The sequence below is a fragment of the Pseudomonas sp. SAS7 genome (assembly GCF_052112345.1).
GTDB lineage: Bacteria > Pseudomonadota > Gammaproteobacteria > Pseudomonadales > Pseudomonadaceae > Aquipseudomonas > Aquipseudomonas putida_Q.
In genome coordinates, this window is sequence record NZ_JBEGGO010000014.1 from 29554 (window position 1) to 45058 (window position 15505).

General features: G+C 64.3%; 9 protein-coding genes. 3 read left to right on the forward strand and 6 right to left on the reverse strand.

The window, feature by feature from the left end; translation table 11 throughout:
- Window positions 1-59: 59 nt before the first annotated feature.
- On the reverse strand, window positions 60-4961 hold the full coding sequence (locus tag ABI582_RS21020; RefSeq protein WP_442120177.1) for an alpha-2-macroglobulin family protein: 4902 nt from the start codon (window positions 4959-4961) through the stop codon (window positions 60-62).
- Between the two features lie 269 nt (window positions 4962-5230).
- Between ABI582_RS21020 and ABI582_RS21025 the strand changes: the two genes are divergently transcribed.
- Window positions 5231-6568 carry an MATE family efflux transporter gene (locus ABI582_RS21025; protein WP_442120178.1) on the forward strand — a complete coding sequence of 446 codons (1338 nt, stop codon included), beginning with the start codon at window positions 5231-5233 and terminating at the stop codon, window positions 6566-6568.
- A gap of 73 nt (window positions 6569-6641) precedes the next feature.
- Here the strand turns inward: ABI582_RS21025 and ABI582_RS21030 are convergent, their stop codons facing one another.
- The 5 genes from ABI582_RS21030 to ABI582_RS21050 all read right to left on the reverse strand — a co-directional run bounded on the left by ABI582_RS21030 (window position 6642) and on the right by ABI582_RS21050 (window position 11643).
- On the reverse strand, window positions 6642-7097 hold the full coding sequence (locus ABI582_RS21030) for an REP-associated tyrosine transposase (protein WP_442120179.1): 456 nt from the start codon (window positions 7095-7097) through the stop codon (window positions 6642-6644).
- A 208-nt stretch (window positions 7098-7305) separates the two neighbouring features.
- A complete protein-coding gene (gene speA / locus ABI582_RS21035; protein ID WP_016497862.1) occupies window positions 7306-9219 on the reverse strand; it encodes an arginine decarboxylase in 1914 nt (637 codons plus the stop codon).
- 151 nt (window positions 9220-9370) lie between these two features.
- Window positions 9371-9742, reverse strand: coding sequence for a translation initiation factor Sui1 (locus ABI582_RS21040; protein WP_016497861.1), 372 nt, complete (start codon window positions 9740-9742; stop codon window positions 9371-9373).
- A gap of 294 nt (window positions 9743-10036) precedes the next feature.
- Window positions 10037-10573, reverse strand: a complete 537-nt coding sequence (locus ABI582_RS21045) for an NUDIX hydrolase (RefSeq protein ID WP_016497860.1) — start codon at window positions 10571-10573, stop codon at window positions 10037-10039.
- Between the two features lie 2 nt (window positions 10574-10575).
- Window positions 10576-11643: a DUF2333 family protein gene (locus ABI582_RS21050; RefSeq protein WP_016497859.1), complete on the reverse strand. Its 1068-nt coding sequence runs from the start codon at window positions 11641-11643 to the stop codon at window positions 10576-10578.
- Window positions 11644-11891: 248 nt separating this feature from the next.
- On the opposite strand from ABI582_RS21050, the gene ABI582_RS21055 reads away from it, so the two are divergent.
- A complete protein-coding gene (locus ABI582_RS21055) occupies window positions 11892-13247 on the forward strand; it encodes a diguanylate cyclase (protein ID WP_442120180.1) in 1356 nt (451 codons plus the stop codon).
- A gap of 226 nt (window positions 13248-13473) precedes the next feature.
- On the forward strand, window positions 13474-15435 hold the full coding sequence (locus tag ABI582_RS21060; protein ID WP_442120181.1) for a methyl-accepting chemotaxis protein: 1962 nt from the start codon (window positions 13474-13476) through the stop codon (window positions 15433-15435).
- The last annotated feature ends 70 nt before the right edge of the window (window positions 15436-15505 follow it).

Genomic DNA, 15505 nt, shown 5'->3' on the forward strand with positions numbered 1-15505 from the left:
GGGGCCGCTTTGCGGCCCGATCGCGACACAAGGCCGCTCCTACAACAGACCGCGTTGCCTCAGCGGGCTTTTACGGTCATTTCACCTTGCCCATCCCCCACAGCCTGCAGGTTCGGCCGGTACATCGACTCGACCTGCGGCGGCGGTACGCGGTAAGTGCCTGGGGTTACTGCCCGCGCCAGGTACAGCAGGTGGGTGGTGCCGTAGCTGTCGAGCTTGAGCGCGGCAACATAACGGTCATCACGGTACTCCTGGTGCACCACGCTGGCGTTCTGCATCGACTCGCGCCATTCCTTCACGGCGCTGCTGGCGTTGTCCAGGCTGGCGGCGCTTTGCGCCAGGTTCTGGTTTTCCAGCTCCAGGCCGGCCGGTAGCAGGTCTACCACCAGTGCATCCGGCACACGGTCTTCAGCCTTGAGCGCCAGGTGCACTAACACCAGGTCGCCGCTGCGCAGGTTGTGCAGGTCCAGCGGCTGGCCGTTCATACCCAGGTATTCACGACGAATCTGCATGCCATTGCCGCCGGCCGCAGGTGCCTGGCGTGGGTAACCGGACAAGGTCAGTTGCTGGTATAGCGTGTCGCTGCCTTCGTTCTGCACACTCAGTGGCGAGGCCAGCAACGGGCCTTCCAGCTTCATGCCGGCTTCGGCGTTGTTGAACTCGCGGACCTCGCCCGCACTGTCCAGGCGTGCCTGCCACTTGCCTTCCGGCTTGCCCAGCAGGCCACGGCCCGCCAGGAACAGTGCATTGCGCTCCTGGGTCGACAGCCAGCGGTTGGCCGCCAGTTCATCCGACAAGGCGAACAAACGCTGGTCGACCTGGCTGCTGGCCAGGTTGCTCTCCTGCAGCAATGCCAGTATCAGCGCCTGGTCACGCAGGGCGCTGCCGTAATCGGCCATCCAGCCTTTGCCACGGCTGATACCCAAGCCCGCCTGCAAGGCTTGCTCGGCACGCGGTTTGTCGCCCATCTTGTCCAGCGCCACCGCCAGTTGTACCAACGGCAGGCCGGAGCGGGCATCGGCGCGGCGCTCGAACAGGCCACGCAGCGCGCCCAACGGCGCCTGCTGGCTGCGCGACAACACCAGCGCCGCGTATGCCTGCACGGCAAAGCGGGTGTGGTCGGCGTTTTCGCTGTAGTCGACTTCGATCAGGTTGCGCTCCTGCAGGTAGCGCAACAGGCGCTCGCTGGCCTTCTTCAGCGCTTCAGCCGGCACGCCATAACCCTGGTCACGGGCACGCAACAGGAAGTCGGTAACGTAGGCGGTCAGCCAGTACTCTTCTTCGCTGTCCGAACTCCACAGGCCAAAGCTGCCGTTGTACCGCTGCATGCCCAGCAGGTGCTCGATACCCATTTCAATCTTGCGCTTGCGCACATCCGCCGGCTCGCCCTTGATGCCCAGGCGCTTGAGGCTGTCGGCATCGGCGTACAGCGATGGGTAGAGGCCGCTGGTGGTCTGCTCCAGGCAGCCGTAAGGGTAAGCCTCCAGCGCACGGATCTGCTCGGCCAGGTTCAACGGCGGCCGGCTCGACAAGGCCAGGCTGGCCTCCAGGCCAGCGGGTTCGAACGCGGCCAGGTCTGCTTCGGGCAGGGTCCATGGCTGGTCCTTCAAGGCCACGCGGTAGTGCTTGAGCATTGCCGGGTAGGCCGGGCGCACGCCCAGCGTCCACTCACGTTCGAACGCGGTGGTCGGCTCGTTCGGCAGCGCCAGGCCGGTAACGCGCACATGCACCTTGCCCTGCCCCAGGCCGCCCTCGGCCTGCACCGGGATCATCAGCGTCGAGCGCTGGCCTTCGGCCAGGGCAACGTTCTGCACGGCACTGGCTGCCAGGCTCAGTTGCCCTTCTGTGGTGATTTCAATGTTCAGTTGCTGGGCGCGGCCCGACAGGTTGGCCAGGTCCAGTGCCAGGCTGGTGCGGTCGCCTCCGGCCAGGAAGCGCGGGGCCGAAAGCTCGGCAATCAGCGGCGCGGCAACCACGGTCTTGCCTTCGGCCATGCCGAAGTGTTCTTCGGTCCAGGCCTGGGCCATCAGCCGCAGTTCGCCGTTGAAGTCGGGGATGTCGACCGTGGCCTGGCCCTCACCCTTGTCGTCCAGGGTCACCGGCAGGCTCTGCTGGGCAACGATGGTGACCGTGGTGTTAGGGCGCTTGCCGCCCTTGGCCATTGCCGCATCACCACCAAACGCCAGGCTGGCCAGGCGGCCCCGCCCGGCTTCGATCAGCTGGCCGTAGATGTCCAGTTGGTCGGCGCCATAGGCCTTGCGCCCGAACAGGCTGGCAAACGGATCCGGGGTTTTGAAATCGGTGATGTTGAGGATGCCCACATCCACCGCCGACAACAGCACATGCACCTGCTTGGGCACGCTGCCATCAGCATTCGCGGCCTTGACCTTCACGGTCAGCGGCTGTTTCGGGCGCATTTTCTCCGGCGCCTGCAGGCTCACCGCCAACTTGCGCTCGGCGCGGTCCAGTGGCAGGTGCAGCACGCCTACCGAACGTTTGGGCGTGGCGTTGGCCTTGCGCTCACCCGGGCGGATCACCAGCGCGCTGATGTACAGGTCGTGGCGGGCCCAGGCTTTGTCCAGTTGCACATCGAAGGTCTTGCCCTCGGCGGGCACTTCGATCTCCTGCCACCACAGCGGGCCATCGCTGGATTCAATCATCAGGTAGCCGCTGCCAGCGGCAGGCGGGGTGACGGTGACCTTGGCCGTGGCGCCGTCGGCGTAGGACGGTTTGTCCAGCGCCAGCTTGACCTGGTCGGGGCGCACGGCACCGCCTTCGGCGTTGTCCTGGGCGCGGTAGCCGGCCCAGAAGCGCTCGCTGGACACCAGGCCGGTCTGCGGGTCTTCCACCTCGACGCGATACGGGCCCCATTCAACCTGGAAGTTCAGCTTGGCGGTGGAGCCCGCTTTGACGCTGACTGTCTCTTCGTTCTGGGTCAGGAATTTCTCGTTGTAGGCGTAGCTCCAGCCGTCGCTCTGCGAGTAGTTCCAGTAGTAGTCGCGGCGCTCGCGGATCAACCGCACCTTGAGGTCGTTGGCCGCCAGTTTGTTGCCATCGCGGTCGGCTACCAGGAACTCGAATTCCACCGGCCCGTCGCTATCGGTTTCCTCGCCATCGAACAGGCCACGCAGGCCCGGCAGGCGCTCGGCTGGCCAGATCGGTTGCTCCAGGCGCCGGGTAATCGGCCGGCCACCGGACTCCTGCAGGCTGGCCTGCACGGTCAGTTGCAGCGGCGAGCGGGCTTCGGCCCAGCGGCTTTCGATGTCGACCACCGCCTTGCCAGCCTGGTCGAGCGTGACTTCGTCCAGCTCCAGGTCCTGGTTCAGCTCGGTTTCGGTGACCGAGCCAAACTGGTAGCCCGGCAGCGCAGGCACCGCCTCGCGAAGGGGACGCACATAGGCCTGGCCACTCAGGCGATTACCGGCAGCCGGGGCGCCATAGAGGTAACGGCCATTGACCTGGATGCGCGCATCCTCCTCCGGCGACAGCGGCTTGCTGCTGCCCTTCAGCTCCAGCGCCAGGCGCTCGGGCAGGAAGTCTTCGACCAAAAATTCATACACCTGCTTGCGCCCGCCGCCCAGGTCGAGCAGCAGTTGCCAACGGCCAGTCGGGGCCTCGGTGGCCAGTTGCAACTGGTATTGGTACAAGCCATTGCTGTCGGCTTCCCACACGAACTTGCGGCTCACCTGTTCATCCGGGCGACGTACTTCCACGCTTACCGGCTGGGCTTTCACCGGCTTGCCGTCCTGGTCGCGCAGCAGGCCGTTAAGCAGCACGGTTTCACCTGGGCGATACAAGTCACGCGGGCCGAAGATGAAAAACTGCAACGGGTTGGCCTGGGGCCCGGTGATGTCGAATTCGGCCAGGTCCAGGGCAGCGGTGTTCAGGCGCAGCAAGGTGGTGTGCACACCTTGGGTAGCGATCAGGGTATCGGCTTTGGGCGTGATCGGCAGCTGGGCATGGCCCTTGCCATCGGTGCTGGCCTGGGCGAGCAGCTTGCCCTTCTCGTCATGGATTTCGAGGTTGACGCCGTTCAGCGCCTTGCCGCCTTCCAGCGCCTGGGCGAACACGTCAATGCGGTCGCGGTACCGGTGCGCCGACACGCCGATGTCGCTGAGGGTGAACAGGGTCGCTGGCTGCGAGTAGTCATAGGTGCCCGAGGCACGCATCACCGCCAGGTACACGCCCGGGTCCTGCAGCGGCTTGATGCCGGCGATGGGCAGCAGCACCGTTTCGCGGGTGTTGCGGGCGGGGTTGAGGTCGAAGCGGCCGCTGTAGACCAGCTCGGCCATGTCCAGGGTTTCCTTGGACTGGTAGTAGTACAGGCTGCTGTTGCGCCCCCAGCTGGCGAGGAAGGTCGAGAGCATTTCCGGCTTCACCCGGAAGAACTCGACATCGACCTTGTCGACGTTCAGGGCAATCACCGGCAGGCCCTCGGCCAGGCGCGTGGGCAGCAGCGAACCGCGGCTGGCAAAGCCGATGGTCGGCTGCATGTCGCGGGTTTCCAGCTGGGTGATCGACTCTCTGTCCAGTTGCTTGCCGTTGACTGCGAGCAGGCCCTTGTCGACGGTCAGCACCAGCTTGCGCTGCGGCTCCAGGTGGCGCAGGCGCAGCTCCATCTGGTTGTCGGAGAGTTCCCAGGCGCCATCGAGCTTACCCTTGACGGTATCGACCAGGTGCACCTTGGTGGCGAAGTCCTGCTTGGCATCCAGCGGTGCTGAAAAGCTGATCGACAGCGTTGCTGCGCCATCGAGCTGCACTTCCGAAACATCCAGCACCGAAAGCTCACGGCCCTCGTAGCGCTTGGCGAGCACAGCCGGGTCTTCGCGCTTGGGCGCCTGGGTTTCGACGGGCGCTGTAGCTACGGGTTTCTCGACCGGCACCGGTTTGTCCGGCGTCGAAGAGTCACAGGCACTGAGCAAAGCCAGCGCGCAGGCCAGCAACAATCCTTTGTTGAACATGGAGTAGGAACTCTTAGGCAGCGTGTACGTGAGGGCAGCAACTATAGCTCAACGTCAGGTGCAGCACCCGGGCGTTGCGCGGCAAGTGAGACCATGGTCGCGCTAAATGGTTGCCTGGCCGTTACACTGTGGCCACTCAAAAAAGCGGGGGCGCTTTGCGCCCCTTTCGCGACACGAGGCCGCTCCTACACAGACCGCGTTACACCTGTAGGAGCGGCCTTGTGTCGCGAAAGGGCTGCAAAGCAGCCCCAGATTGCCCAGGACCCCCGATGCCCTCACTGACCACCGACTGGCGCCACAGCCCCACCCATCACAAGGTCTGGGCGCTGGCCGCGCCGATGATCCTGTCCAACATCTCCGTGCCGCTGGTGGCGCTGGTCGACAGCACGGTCATCGGCCACCTCCCCCACGCCCACCAGCTGGGCGCCGTGGCGGTGGGCGCCACGCTGTTCACCTTCATGGTCGGCCTGATGGGCTTCCTGCGCATGGGCTCCACCGGTTTCGCCGCCCAGGCCGCCGGCCGTGGCGATGGCGCGGCGTTGCGCCAGGTGCTGGTGCAAGGGCTGTTGCTGGCGGTCGCCTTCGCCGTGTTGATCGGCCTGCTGGCCCTGCCGTTCAGTCAGCTTGCACTTCATGCGATGCAACCCAGCGCAGCCCTGCAGCAGTCCACCGAAGACTTCTTCCACACCCGCCTGCTGGGTCTGCCCGCAGCACTGGCCAGCTACGCGCTGGTTGGCTGGTTTCTGGGCACCCAGAACGCCCGGGCACCGCTGGCCATCCTGCTGACCACCAACCTGCTGAACATCGTCTTGAACCTGTGGTTTGTCCTGGGGCTGGATTGGGGTGTACTGGGCTCGGCGCGGGCCTCGGTGATTGCCGAGTGGAGTGCCGCCCTGCTGGGCCTGGCCCTGACCCGCCCGGCCCTGCGGGCCTACCCGGGGCAAGTGGCGTGGGCGGCGCTCAAACGCTGGCAGGCCTGGCGCCCGCTGCTGGCGGTGAACCGCGATATTTTCCTGCGTAGCCTGGCGCTACAACTGGTGTTTCTGCTGATTACCGTACAAGGCGCACGCTTGGGCGAGTCCACCGTGGCGGCCAACGCCCTGCTGCTCAACGGCCTGCTGTTGACCGCCTATGCCCTCGACGGGCTGGCGCACGCAGTGGAAGCACTGTGCGGCCATGCCATCGGCGCCCGTGATCGCGACACCCTGCGCCGTTCGCTGGTGGTCGCCTGCGGCTGGTCGCTGATCACCAGCCTGGGCTTTGCCGGGTTGTTCCTGCTGGGTGGGCACCTGTTCATCGACTTGCAGACCGACATCGACAGTGTGCGGGCGGCGGCCTACCCATATTTGCCCTATTTGGCGTTGCTACCGTTGATTGCAGTGTGGAGCTATTTGCTGGACGGCCTGTTCATCGGCGCCACCCGGGCGCGGGAGATGCGCAATGCGATGTTGGTGTCGGTGCTGATTGCACTGCCGGTGGCGGTCGCCATGAGCGGGTTCGGCAACCATGGGTTGTGGTTGGCGTTTCTCGGGTTCATGGGGTTGCGGGCGGTGACGCTGGGGTGGGTGGGGTGGCGGTTGCAGCAGAAGGGTGAGTGGATCGCGTAACGGCTTGGTATCGGGGTCCCCTGTAGGAGCGGCCTTGTGTCGCGAAATGAGGGCAAAGCCCTCACCTGCTGACTCATAGCCACACACAATCCCAATGCGGATACTCGCCCGCTCGCCGGACCAGGCCAGCCCGAATCGGGTTGGCGATGATGTAGCGGGCAGCGGCCTTTACATCCTCTTCCTTGCGCAATGCCCGGTCATAAAAGCCAGGTTGCCAGATGTGCCGGCGCTCAATGCCTTTACGGTAAAGCGCGCAGCTGCTTCGCGACTTGAAGGCACACATGAGATTGCCCAAGCTGGTTGGCCCCAGTTCGATCAGCCAATGCAGATGATCCGGCATCAAGACCCAAGCCAGAGAGCGGCAGCCCCCTTCATGATCACTAAGGCGCAACTGCTGGATTACCGTCCGCGCAAACAAGAGTTTCCTGAACAACGGAAGGCGATCGCGCGTGATGGTGGTTAGCAGGTAGAGCCTGCCTGGCTCCGAGAAGCGCCCTTGGCGCAAGCGGTGATTGCCGTGACGATCCATGTCTACTTCCTTTGAACATTGCGTTCAAGGGTAGGTGTCGCGATGAAGGGCACCGTAGGCGAATCATTACCGCGTATGACGCGGTGAGGGCTGCGCCCTCAGATCGCGACACAAGGCCGCTCCTACAAGAGGTCGCGACCCCATGTGATATCGCTGTCTCTGTAAGAGCGGCCTTGTGTCGCGATGGGCCGCAAAGCGGCCCCGGCAATTACGACGACAGGTACGAAGACCGGGTCAGCCCGAGGCGCAACGCATCCAGGTATTGCGTGCGCTCGCGCGCAGTGATCTTGGCGCTGGCGACCTTGTCGCGGTAGTGGGTCATCAACTCCTCCGGCGACAGGTGCACGTAGCGCAGCATGTCTTCGATGGTGTCGTGGGTCTCGATGCCGGCGTGGTACACGCTGCCATCGGCGTTCTGGTAGATGTTCACCGAGTCGGTGTCACCGAACAGGTTGTGCATGTCACCCAGGATTTCCTGGTAGGCACCGACCAGGAACACGCCCAGCAGGTAGTCCTCGCCGTCCTTCAGCGCATGCACCGGCATGCTGGTCTCGATGCTCTGCTCGTCGACGTACTGGTTGATCTTGCCGTCCGAGTCGCAGGTCAGGTCCTGCAGTACGGCGCGGCGCAGCGGCTCTTCGTCCAGGCGGTGTAGCGGGATGATCGGCAGCACCTGGCCAATGGCCCAGGTGTCCGGCAGGCTCTGGAACACCGAGAAGTTGCAGATGTACTTGTCGGCCAGCTTGTCGTTCAGCTCGTCCAGCACCTGGCGGTGCGAGCGCTGGCGGGCTTTCAGCGAGTTATGCAGGCGGCGGCACACGGCAAAGTAGCACTGCTCGGCCAAGGCCTTCTCGCTCAGGCTGATCTTGCCATCGGCGTACTGCGCGGCCACGTCACCCATGTAGTGGGTGGCGCGCCAGTAAGTCTCGGTCACCATCTCGATGTCGGTCGGGCCAAGCAGGTCGGCCAGCCATTGCACGGTCTCGGGCAGGGCTTCCTTGTTCTCGATGGTGGGCACGTCGTCGTTGTGCTTCTCGACGTCGGTGACCTGGATCACCAGCATGGCGTGGTGCGCGGTCAGCGAGCGGCCACTCTCGGAGAAGATGTGCGGGTGCGGCAGGCCCTGCGCGTCGCAGAACTCCTTGAGCATGCCCACCACCACGCCGGCGTAGTCGTCCATGTCGTAGTTGATCGAGCTGGCATTGCGCGAGTGGGTGCCGTCGTAGTCCACGCCCAGGCCGCCGCCAACGTCGATGTGGTCGACCGGCAGGCCCAGCGCACGCAGCTCGCCGTAGTAACGGATGGCTTCCTTGAAGCCGTGCTGGTAGTCGGCCAGGTTTGCAATCTGCGAGCCCATGTGGAAGTGCAACAGGCGGATGCCCTGGTCCAGGCCGGCATCGCGGAAGCGCTGCACCACCGAGATCAGCTGGGCAGCAGACAACCCGAACTTGGACTTCTCGCCACCGGTGTCGGCCCATTTGCTGGAGGCCAGCGACGACAGGCGCACGCGCAGGCCGACCTGCGGTTTCACCTTGAGCTCGGCGGCCTCGTCGATCACCAGAGCCACTTCCGACTCTTTCTCGATGACGATAAATACGTTGTGGCCAAGCTTCTGGCCCATCAGCGCCAGGCGAATGAACTCACGGTCCTTGTAGCCGTTGCACACGATGGTGCCGCCCTTCGGCGCCAGCGCCAGCACGGCCAGCAGCTCGGGCTTGGAGCCGGCTTCCAGGCCGATGGAAACGTTTTGCGTGGCGATGATGTTCTCCACCACCGCTTCCTGCTGGTTGACCTTGATCGGGTACAGCGCGGTGTACTGGCTCTGGTACTCCAGGCGCGCGATATTGGCATCGAACGCACCGGTCAGCTGGCGTACGCGGTCCTGCAGAATGTCGGGGAAGCGCACCAGCAAGGGCAGCGACAGGCCGCTCTGGCGCAATTCGTCAACCTGCTCGTACAGGTCGATCGGCGCGCTGTCGGGGCCGTTGGGGCGCACTTCGACGCGCCCGGCTTCATTGATGGCGAAATAACCAGCGCCCCAATGGCGGATGCCATAAACACTGCGGCTGTCGGCCACGGTCCACTGGCTACCATCGTCTTTGCGTGTGCGTCGTACGGACATTCAAGTCCCCTATAGATAAGTCGAAGACACTGCCCCGCAGGCAGCGGAGCGAGTGTAAAAGCTGTAAATGACGATTCATCCGTGCTTAGGCATAGACCCTGAGCACAGGAACGAGTTTAGAAAGCGCTGGGCAAAAAATCGCGCGATGGCCTCAGCCGCCGGACTTTTTCGCCTTGAAACCCTGTTTGGTCAGCTCGCCGATCAACAGCTCGACATGGTCGCCCTGGATCTCGATAACCCCGTCCTTCAGGGCGCCGCCAGTACCGCAGCGGCGCTTGAGGGTGGTCGCCAGGTCTTTGAGCTGGTCGGGCGGCAGCGGCACACCGGTGACGGTGGTCACGGTCTTGCCGCCACGGCCTTTGCTCTCACGGCGCACACGGGCAATGCCGTCGCCTTCGGGGATGATTTGCTGCTTGCAGCTGCAGGCATCCACCGGCTGGCCACAGTCGGGGCAGTGCCGACCAGCGTCGGTGGAGTAAACGAGACCGCCAAGGGCGGAAAAGGAAGAAGCTTTCTTGGCCACTTTTGTTCCTCTGTGCTGAGGACAAAAACTGGTCGTGCCTTGGGGTTGAGGCCGACCGCGAAGCCCCACTCTGGCAGGGGCGGCGCTACTGCCGCAAGATCCTGCGACAGCCCGAAAAGGGCGCGCAGTGTAACGATAAATCCGGCTGTTGCTAAGTACAGGATTGCGGCATTTTACGAATGTTTTGCGACTATTCGCGGGCACGCCCGCTCCCACAGGTACAGCGCGGCCCTCGAACACTTCACAATCCCTGTGGGAGCGGGCGTGCCCGCGAAAGGGCCCGTATTGAAACAACTATCCCTGGCTGACTTTATATCGCTGCAACGCCGCCAATGAGTCCGGGCAATACGGCTTGCTCAGGCTCTCTTGCTCAGCCTGCTCCAAGCCAATGAACCGCGCCTCGATTACCTCTTCCGGCTGCAGGCGCAACGGCGCATCGGACACCGCTGAATACACCGCACACCACAACCGGTTGTCGGGCTGGTCAAAATAGAACCGTTCATGAAAGCGTAACTCAACCCCTTCAATTCCCAGTTCCTCGGCCAGCTCACGCGCCGCCGAGTCAGCGTAACCCTCCCCGGCCGTCACCATGCCACCCGCCGCCACATCCCAGTACCCCGGGTACAGCGCCTTGCTCAGGGTACGCCGGTGCACACACAACTCACCGGCACTGTTGAACAGCAGAATGAAGGTGCAACGGCCGATCAGGCCACGCTCGCGCAACTCGGCGCGGGGCAATGCCCCCAGCACCTGATCGGCCTCGTCCACCCAGCTAACCAGTTCGCGGTCGGAGGCCGCCCGGTGGGCGGCCTCGTTCGGGCTGATGGCCATTCTCAACCCTGCGACAGCAGCTGACGCAGGTCGATCACGGCAGCGTTGGCCCGCGAAATGTAGTTGGCCATGACCAGCGAGTGGTTGGCCCACATGCCGAAGCCGCTGCCGTTGAGCACCATCGGGCTCCACAGCGGCTCTTGCGATGCCTCCAGTTCACGAATGATTTGACGCACGCTGACGGTGGCATTCTTCTTCGCCAGCACGTCGGCGAAGTCCACCTCGATGGCACGCAGCAGGTGCGACAGCGCCCAGGCCTGGCCGCGGGCTTCGTAGAACACGTTGTCGATCTGCAGCCATGGGGTTTCCACCAGCTCCTCGTCCACCTGCGGCGCCTGACCGGCAACTACCGACTCGGTCTTCAGCGTGGTGTTGAGCTTGACCCGGCCAACGCTGGCCGACAGGCGCTGCGACAGCGATCCCAGGCGAGTGGCCACGTCACCCAGCCAGTTGTTCAGGTTGTCGGCGCGGGTGTAGAAGATCGCGCCCTTGTCGCCAGCAGCCAGACGGGTCTGGTAACGGCTCAGCGACTTGATGCCCTCTTCGAACTCCGACTCGCTCGACGGCAGGATCCAGCTCTTGTTGTCGAAGTTGAAGCGCGGCTCGGCCTTGGCCAGGTCGGCGTCTTCGGTGGACTGCGACTGCGAGCGGGCGAAGTCCTTGCGCAGGGCGCGGGACAGGTCGCGTACCTGGACCAGCACGCCGTATTCCCAGCTCGGCATGTTGTCCATCCACAGCCCTGGCGGGAAGCGGTCGTTGGAGATGTAGCCGCCCGGCTTGTTCAGCAAGGTGCCGGCCACAGTCTTGAGGGTTTCGATGGTGGTGTAGCCCACCACCATCTGCTGGCCACCGCGCTCAGCGGCAGACTGGGCATTCTGCTGCACCGGGAACAGTTCCGGCTCCTGGCTCCAGTACCAGCCCAGGCCGATGCACACCAGCAGGTACAACCCGATCAGGGTCCCCAGGGCACGGCTCCACAGGCCGCCAAGGTAGCTACGGGCGGCAGCGCCGCGGCCGTCGACACGCTCACGGGGCTCGGCTTTGGCCTCGCGGTTTTTCCAGTCCAGCATGGCTTTGTCCTTAATCAGTCACGACGGTTCTAGGGCTTTGACCACAGGCCTGCGCCAGGGTGCCACGGCAAGCCCGCATGGCAGCACTATAAAGCAGACACCACCGTACGCATAAGCGACCAATCAGTCAGCAACTGAATATTCGTTCTGGCCGCTTTGTTGATACAGGGCAGTCACGTATTTGCAAAGAGCTGCCAGCATAGAGCCATCATTGCCCCTGCACATCCCAACCTATAAGTAGCCAGGACATGAGCCAAGCAGTTGAGCCGAGCCCGCAGTGCCCCACCCAACAGGTGACGCGTAGCGGCCTGCGCAAGGACGACCCGCTCGACCCGCTGCTGCTACCCCTGCGCAAGCCGGTGTACATCCTGCTGCAGGACCATGAGCGTGCCCAGCGCCTGGCCCAGCAACTGGAGTTCTTTGGCCTGGTGGTGCAAGCGCTGCCCAGCGCTGCGGCGTTTCTCGCCTCGATCAACGAATACCCGCCTTCGGCCATCATCATGGATGTGGACTTCACCGGTGCCGGCCAAGGCCTGCTGCTGGCCGCCAAGGTGCAGCAGGGGCTGGCGCTACCTGTTCCGCTGCTGTTCTTCAGCCACCACGAAGCCGACACCCCGACCCGCCTCGCCGCTGTGCGCGCGGGTGGCCAGGACTTTCTCACCGGCAGCCTCGAGGCTTCCAGCCTGCTGGAAAAGGTCGAACTGCTGACCAACGCCACCCCGCACGACCCGCTGCGCGTGCTGATCATCGACGACTCGCGCACCCAGGCGCTGCACACCGAGCGCGTGCTGGCCAGCGCCGGCATGGTCACCCGCAGCCTGACCGACCCCATCCGCACCATGGCCGAGCTTGCCGACTTCCAGCCCGACCTGATCATCCTCGACCTGTACATGCCTGCCTGCACCGGCCCGGAGCTGGCCAAGGTGATCCGCCACAGCGACCGCTATGTGAGCGTGCCGATCATCTACCTGTCTGCCGAAGACGACCTGGACAAGCAGCTGGATGCGATGAGCGAAGGCGGTGATGATTTTTTGACCAAGCCGTTTCGCTCTCGCCACCTGATCACCACCGTGCGCAACCGCGCCGCCCGCGCCCGGCACCTGAAGGCGCGCATGGTGCGCGACAGCCTGACCGGGCTGTACAACCACACCCACATCCTGCAACTGCTGGAAGACTGCAGCTTCCGCGCCCGCCGCGAACAGCAGCCGTTGAGCTTTGCCATGCTCGACATCGACCATTTCAAGAAGATCAACGACCGCCACGGCCACCCCATGGGCGACAGGGTGATCAAGAGCCTGGCGCTGTTCCTCAAGCAACGCTTGCGCAAAACTGATTTCATTGGCCGTTATGGGGGTGAAGAGTTCGCCATCGTCATGCCCAATACCGCGCTGGACGCAGCGCACAAGGTGCTGGACGAGATTCGCCGGCGCTTTGCAGAAATCCTCTACCCGGCGCAGCCGCGGGATTTGCAGTGCACGTTCAGTGCCGGGGTGGTGCAGCTGGATGATGTGCTGGATGCATTGACCATGGCCAGTGCGGCGGACGAGGCGCTGTACCGGGCCAAGCACGCGGGGCGTAATTGCGTCGTTCGTGTGGAACCTTGAGTTATTTATAGGCTGTACCGGCTTCTTCGCAGCACAAGGCTGCTCCTACAGGGAGCACGCTGAATGTAGGAGCAGCCTTGAGCTGCGAAGAGGCCAGAGCAGGCCACACCGATAGCGGCACTGTGCCACTTTTTTTCTGGCACCAAGCCCCTGTCGTCATCACCCGGTCACAAAATCGCAATAACTTCAGGCGCCTACCTCTCCCCTGCGCAGGAAGTTCGCAGCTATGCGCCTGAAGTGGCTGACCAATTTCAACACCCTGTTGCTGGTAACGGTGTGTCTCGCCCTGGGCGTCACCCTGTGGTGGTCGCAGCGTGCCCTGGAACGCCCCTACCAGATGATGGAGCGCTACCTGGGCCTGTCCCAGCAGTTCCAGAACCAGGCAGCACGCAATATCCAGGCTTACCTGGGCAGCGGCGATGCCCTGCGCCATGCCGCCGCCATGGAGGCCAACCAGCAATTGCAGGCCAGCCTTGACGAGTGGCCCACAGAACTGGCCGGCAAGCTGCGCCCCAGCCTCGACAACCTGCAGGCCTTCACTGCCAACGAACTGCTGGCCGCCGGTAAACTGGCCGGCGATCCGCAAGCCCTGCTGCTGCAGGCCGAGCGGGAACTGGGGGCCAACTTCGAACAACTGGCCGGCTACGCCCGCGACAGCGGCAGCGCCGATGCCAACCGCTACCTGTTGCCGTTGCTCGATGCCAGTGTGCACCTGGGCCGCCTGTCGCTGGCAAGGGACAAGCTGGTCAGCAGCGGCCGCCCGGAGCTGGCCGACGAAGTGGAGCGTGAACTGCAACTGATCCGCACCCAGGCGCAGGCCATCGACAGTTTGCCGTTGCTGGGCGTAACCCGCGCAGCCGAATCCGGTGCCGACGACTTCGCCGCCATGATGGGCCTGGAAACCCAGGCCAGCGCCCAGCAGGAAGACATTGCGGTGGGCCTGAAGCGTGAACTGCAAACTCTGCTCAGCCGCTACCCGGCCGAACTGCAACGCACCCGCGAACAGATCGAACGCCGCGTCGCCCTTGCCGCCAGCACCCGTCAGCGCCTGGAGGCGGTGCAGCAGGCCATCGCCGCGCTGGAACCCGAAGTACGCGGCGAACATGCCAAGATCGCCGCTGAGGTGCGCATCATCCAGGGCCTGATGATCGGCCTGATCCTGCTCATCGCCCTGCTGATCGACACTTTGCAGCGGCGCCTGACCCGCACCCTCACCAGCCTTGCCCCAGCCTTGTCACGTTGGGCCGAGGGCGACTTTGCCCAGGCCATCTCCCTGGGCAAGACCAACCGCGAACTGCACGACATCCAGGAGTCGCTCAACCGCCTGCGCCAGTACCTGGTGGAGCTGGTCGGCACCATCCGCCACAACGCCGAGCAGGTGGCTGGCAGCAGCCACGCCCTGGCCGGGATGAGCGCCGCCCTGCACGACGGCGCCGAGCGCCAGGCCGGCGATACCGGCCAGATCCGCGATGCCTTGGGCGAGCTGGAAGCGACCATTCAGCAAGTGGCGGGCGATGCCAGCGCCGCTGCCGATGCCAGCCGCGATGCCGGGCGCGCAGTGGAACAGGGCCAGGCGGTCATTGGCCAGAGCTTGTCGGGCTTGCGCGAGCTGGTCGATGAAGTGCAAGGCAACGCCCGCATGATCGAGCAATTGGCGGAAGAATCGGCGACCATCGGCGGGGTGCTGACAGTGATCCGTTCGATTGCCGAACAGACCAACCTGCTGGCGCTGAATGCCGCGATCGAAGCCGCCCGTGCAGGTGAAATGGGCCGTGGCTTTGCCGTGGTGGCCGATGAAGTGCGTTCGCTGGCGCAGCGCACCACGGGGGCTACCGGCGAGATTCAGGCACTGATCGACCGCCTGCAGCAAGCCGCGAAAGGTTCGGTGGCGGGGATGCGTGCGCAGCTTGAGCATGCCGAGGCCACGGCCAGCCAGGCCCAGGCTGCGGATGGCGCGCTGGACGAGATTGTCTGTGCCATCCGCACCATTGCCGACACAGCGGTGCGCATTGCCGATGTCACGGCCCAGCAGAGTGGCGCGGTGAGTGAAATTCGTGACCACAGCGAGCGGATTCACGCGCTGGGCGAAGATAACCTGCAGCGCATAGGTGAAGGGCGCGAGCAAGGCGAGCAGTTGCTGAGCCTGGGCGGTGAGCTGAACCGGGCGGTGCGGGCGTTCAGGGTTTGAGTTGAGCCTTTCAGCGCCTGAGAGATCGAGCGCCAAACATGTCATGGCAAGCGCTACTGGCCCCAACCCG

What these genes read in the sequence shown, in the direction of transcription:
- ABI582_RS21020 (WP_442120177.1), bottom strand. Translation starts at nt 4,961, where the DNA reads ATGTTCAACAAAGGATTGTTGCTGGCCTGCGCGCTGGCTTTGCTCAGT.
- ABI582_RS21025 (WP_442120178.1), top strand. Translation starts at nt 5,231, where the DNA reads ATGCCCTCACTGACCACCGACTGGCGCCACAGCCCCACCCATCACAAG.
- ABI582_RS21030 (WP_442120179.1), bottom strand. Translation starts at nt 7,097, where the DNA reads ATGGATCGTCACGGCAATCACCGCTTGCGCCAAGGGCGCTTCTCGGAG.
- speA (WP_016497862.1), bottom strand. Translation starts at nt 9,219, where the DNA reads ATGTCCGTACGACGCACACGCAAAGACGATGGTAGCCAGTGGACCGTG.
- ABI582_RS21045 (WP_016497860.1), bottom strand. Translation starts at nt 10,573, where the DNA reads ATGGCCATCAGCCCGAACGAGGCCGCCCACCGGGCGGCCTCCGACCGC.
- ABI582_RS21050 (WP_016497859.1), bottom strand. Translation starts at nt 11,643, where the DNA reads ATGCTGGACTGGAAAAACCGCGAGGCCAAAGCCGAGCCCCGTGAGCGT.
- ABI582_RS21055 (WP_442120180.1), top strand. Translation starts at nt 11,892, where the DNA reads ATGAGCCAAGCAGTTGAGCCGAGCCCGCAGTGCCCCACCCAACAGGTG.
- ABI582_RS21060 (WP_442120181.1), top strand. Translation starts at nt 13,474, where the DNA reads ATGCGCCTGAAGTGGCTGACCAATTTCAACACCCTGTTGCTGGTAACG.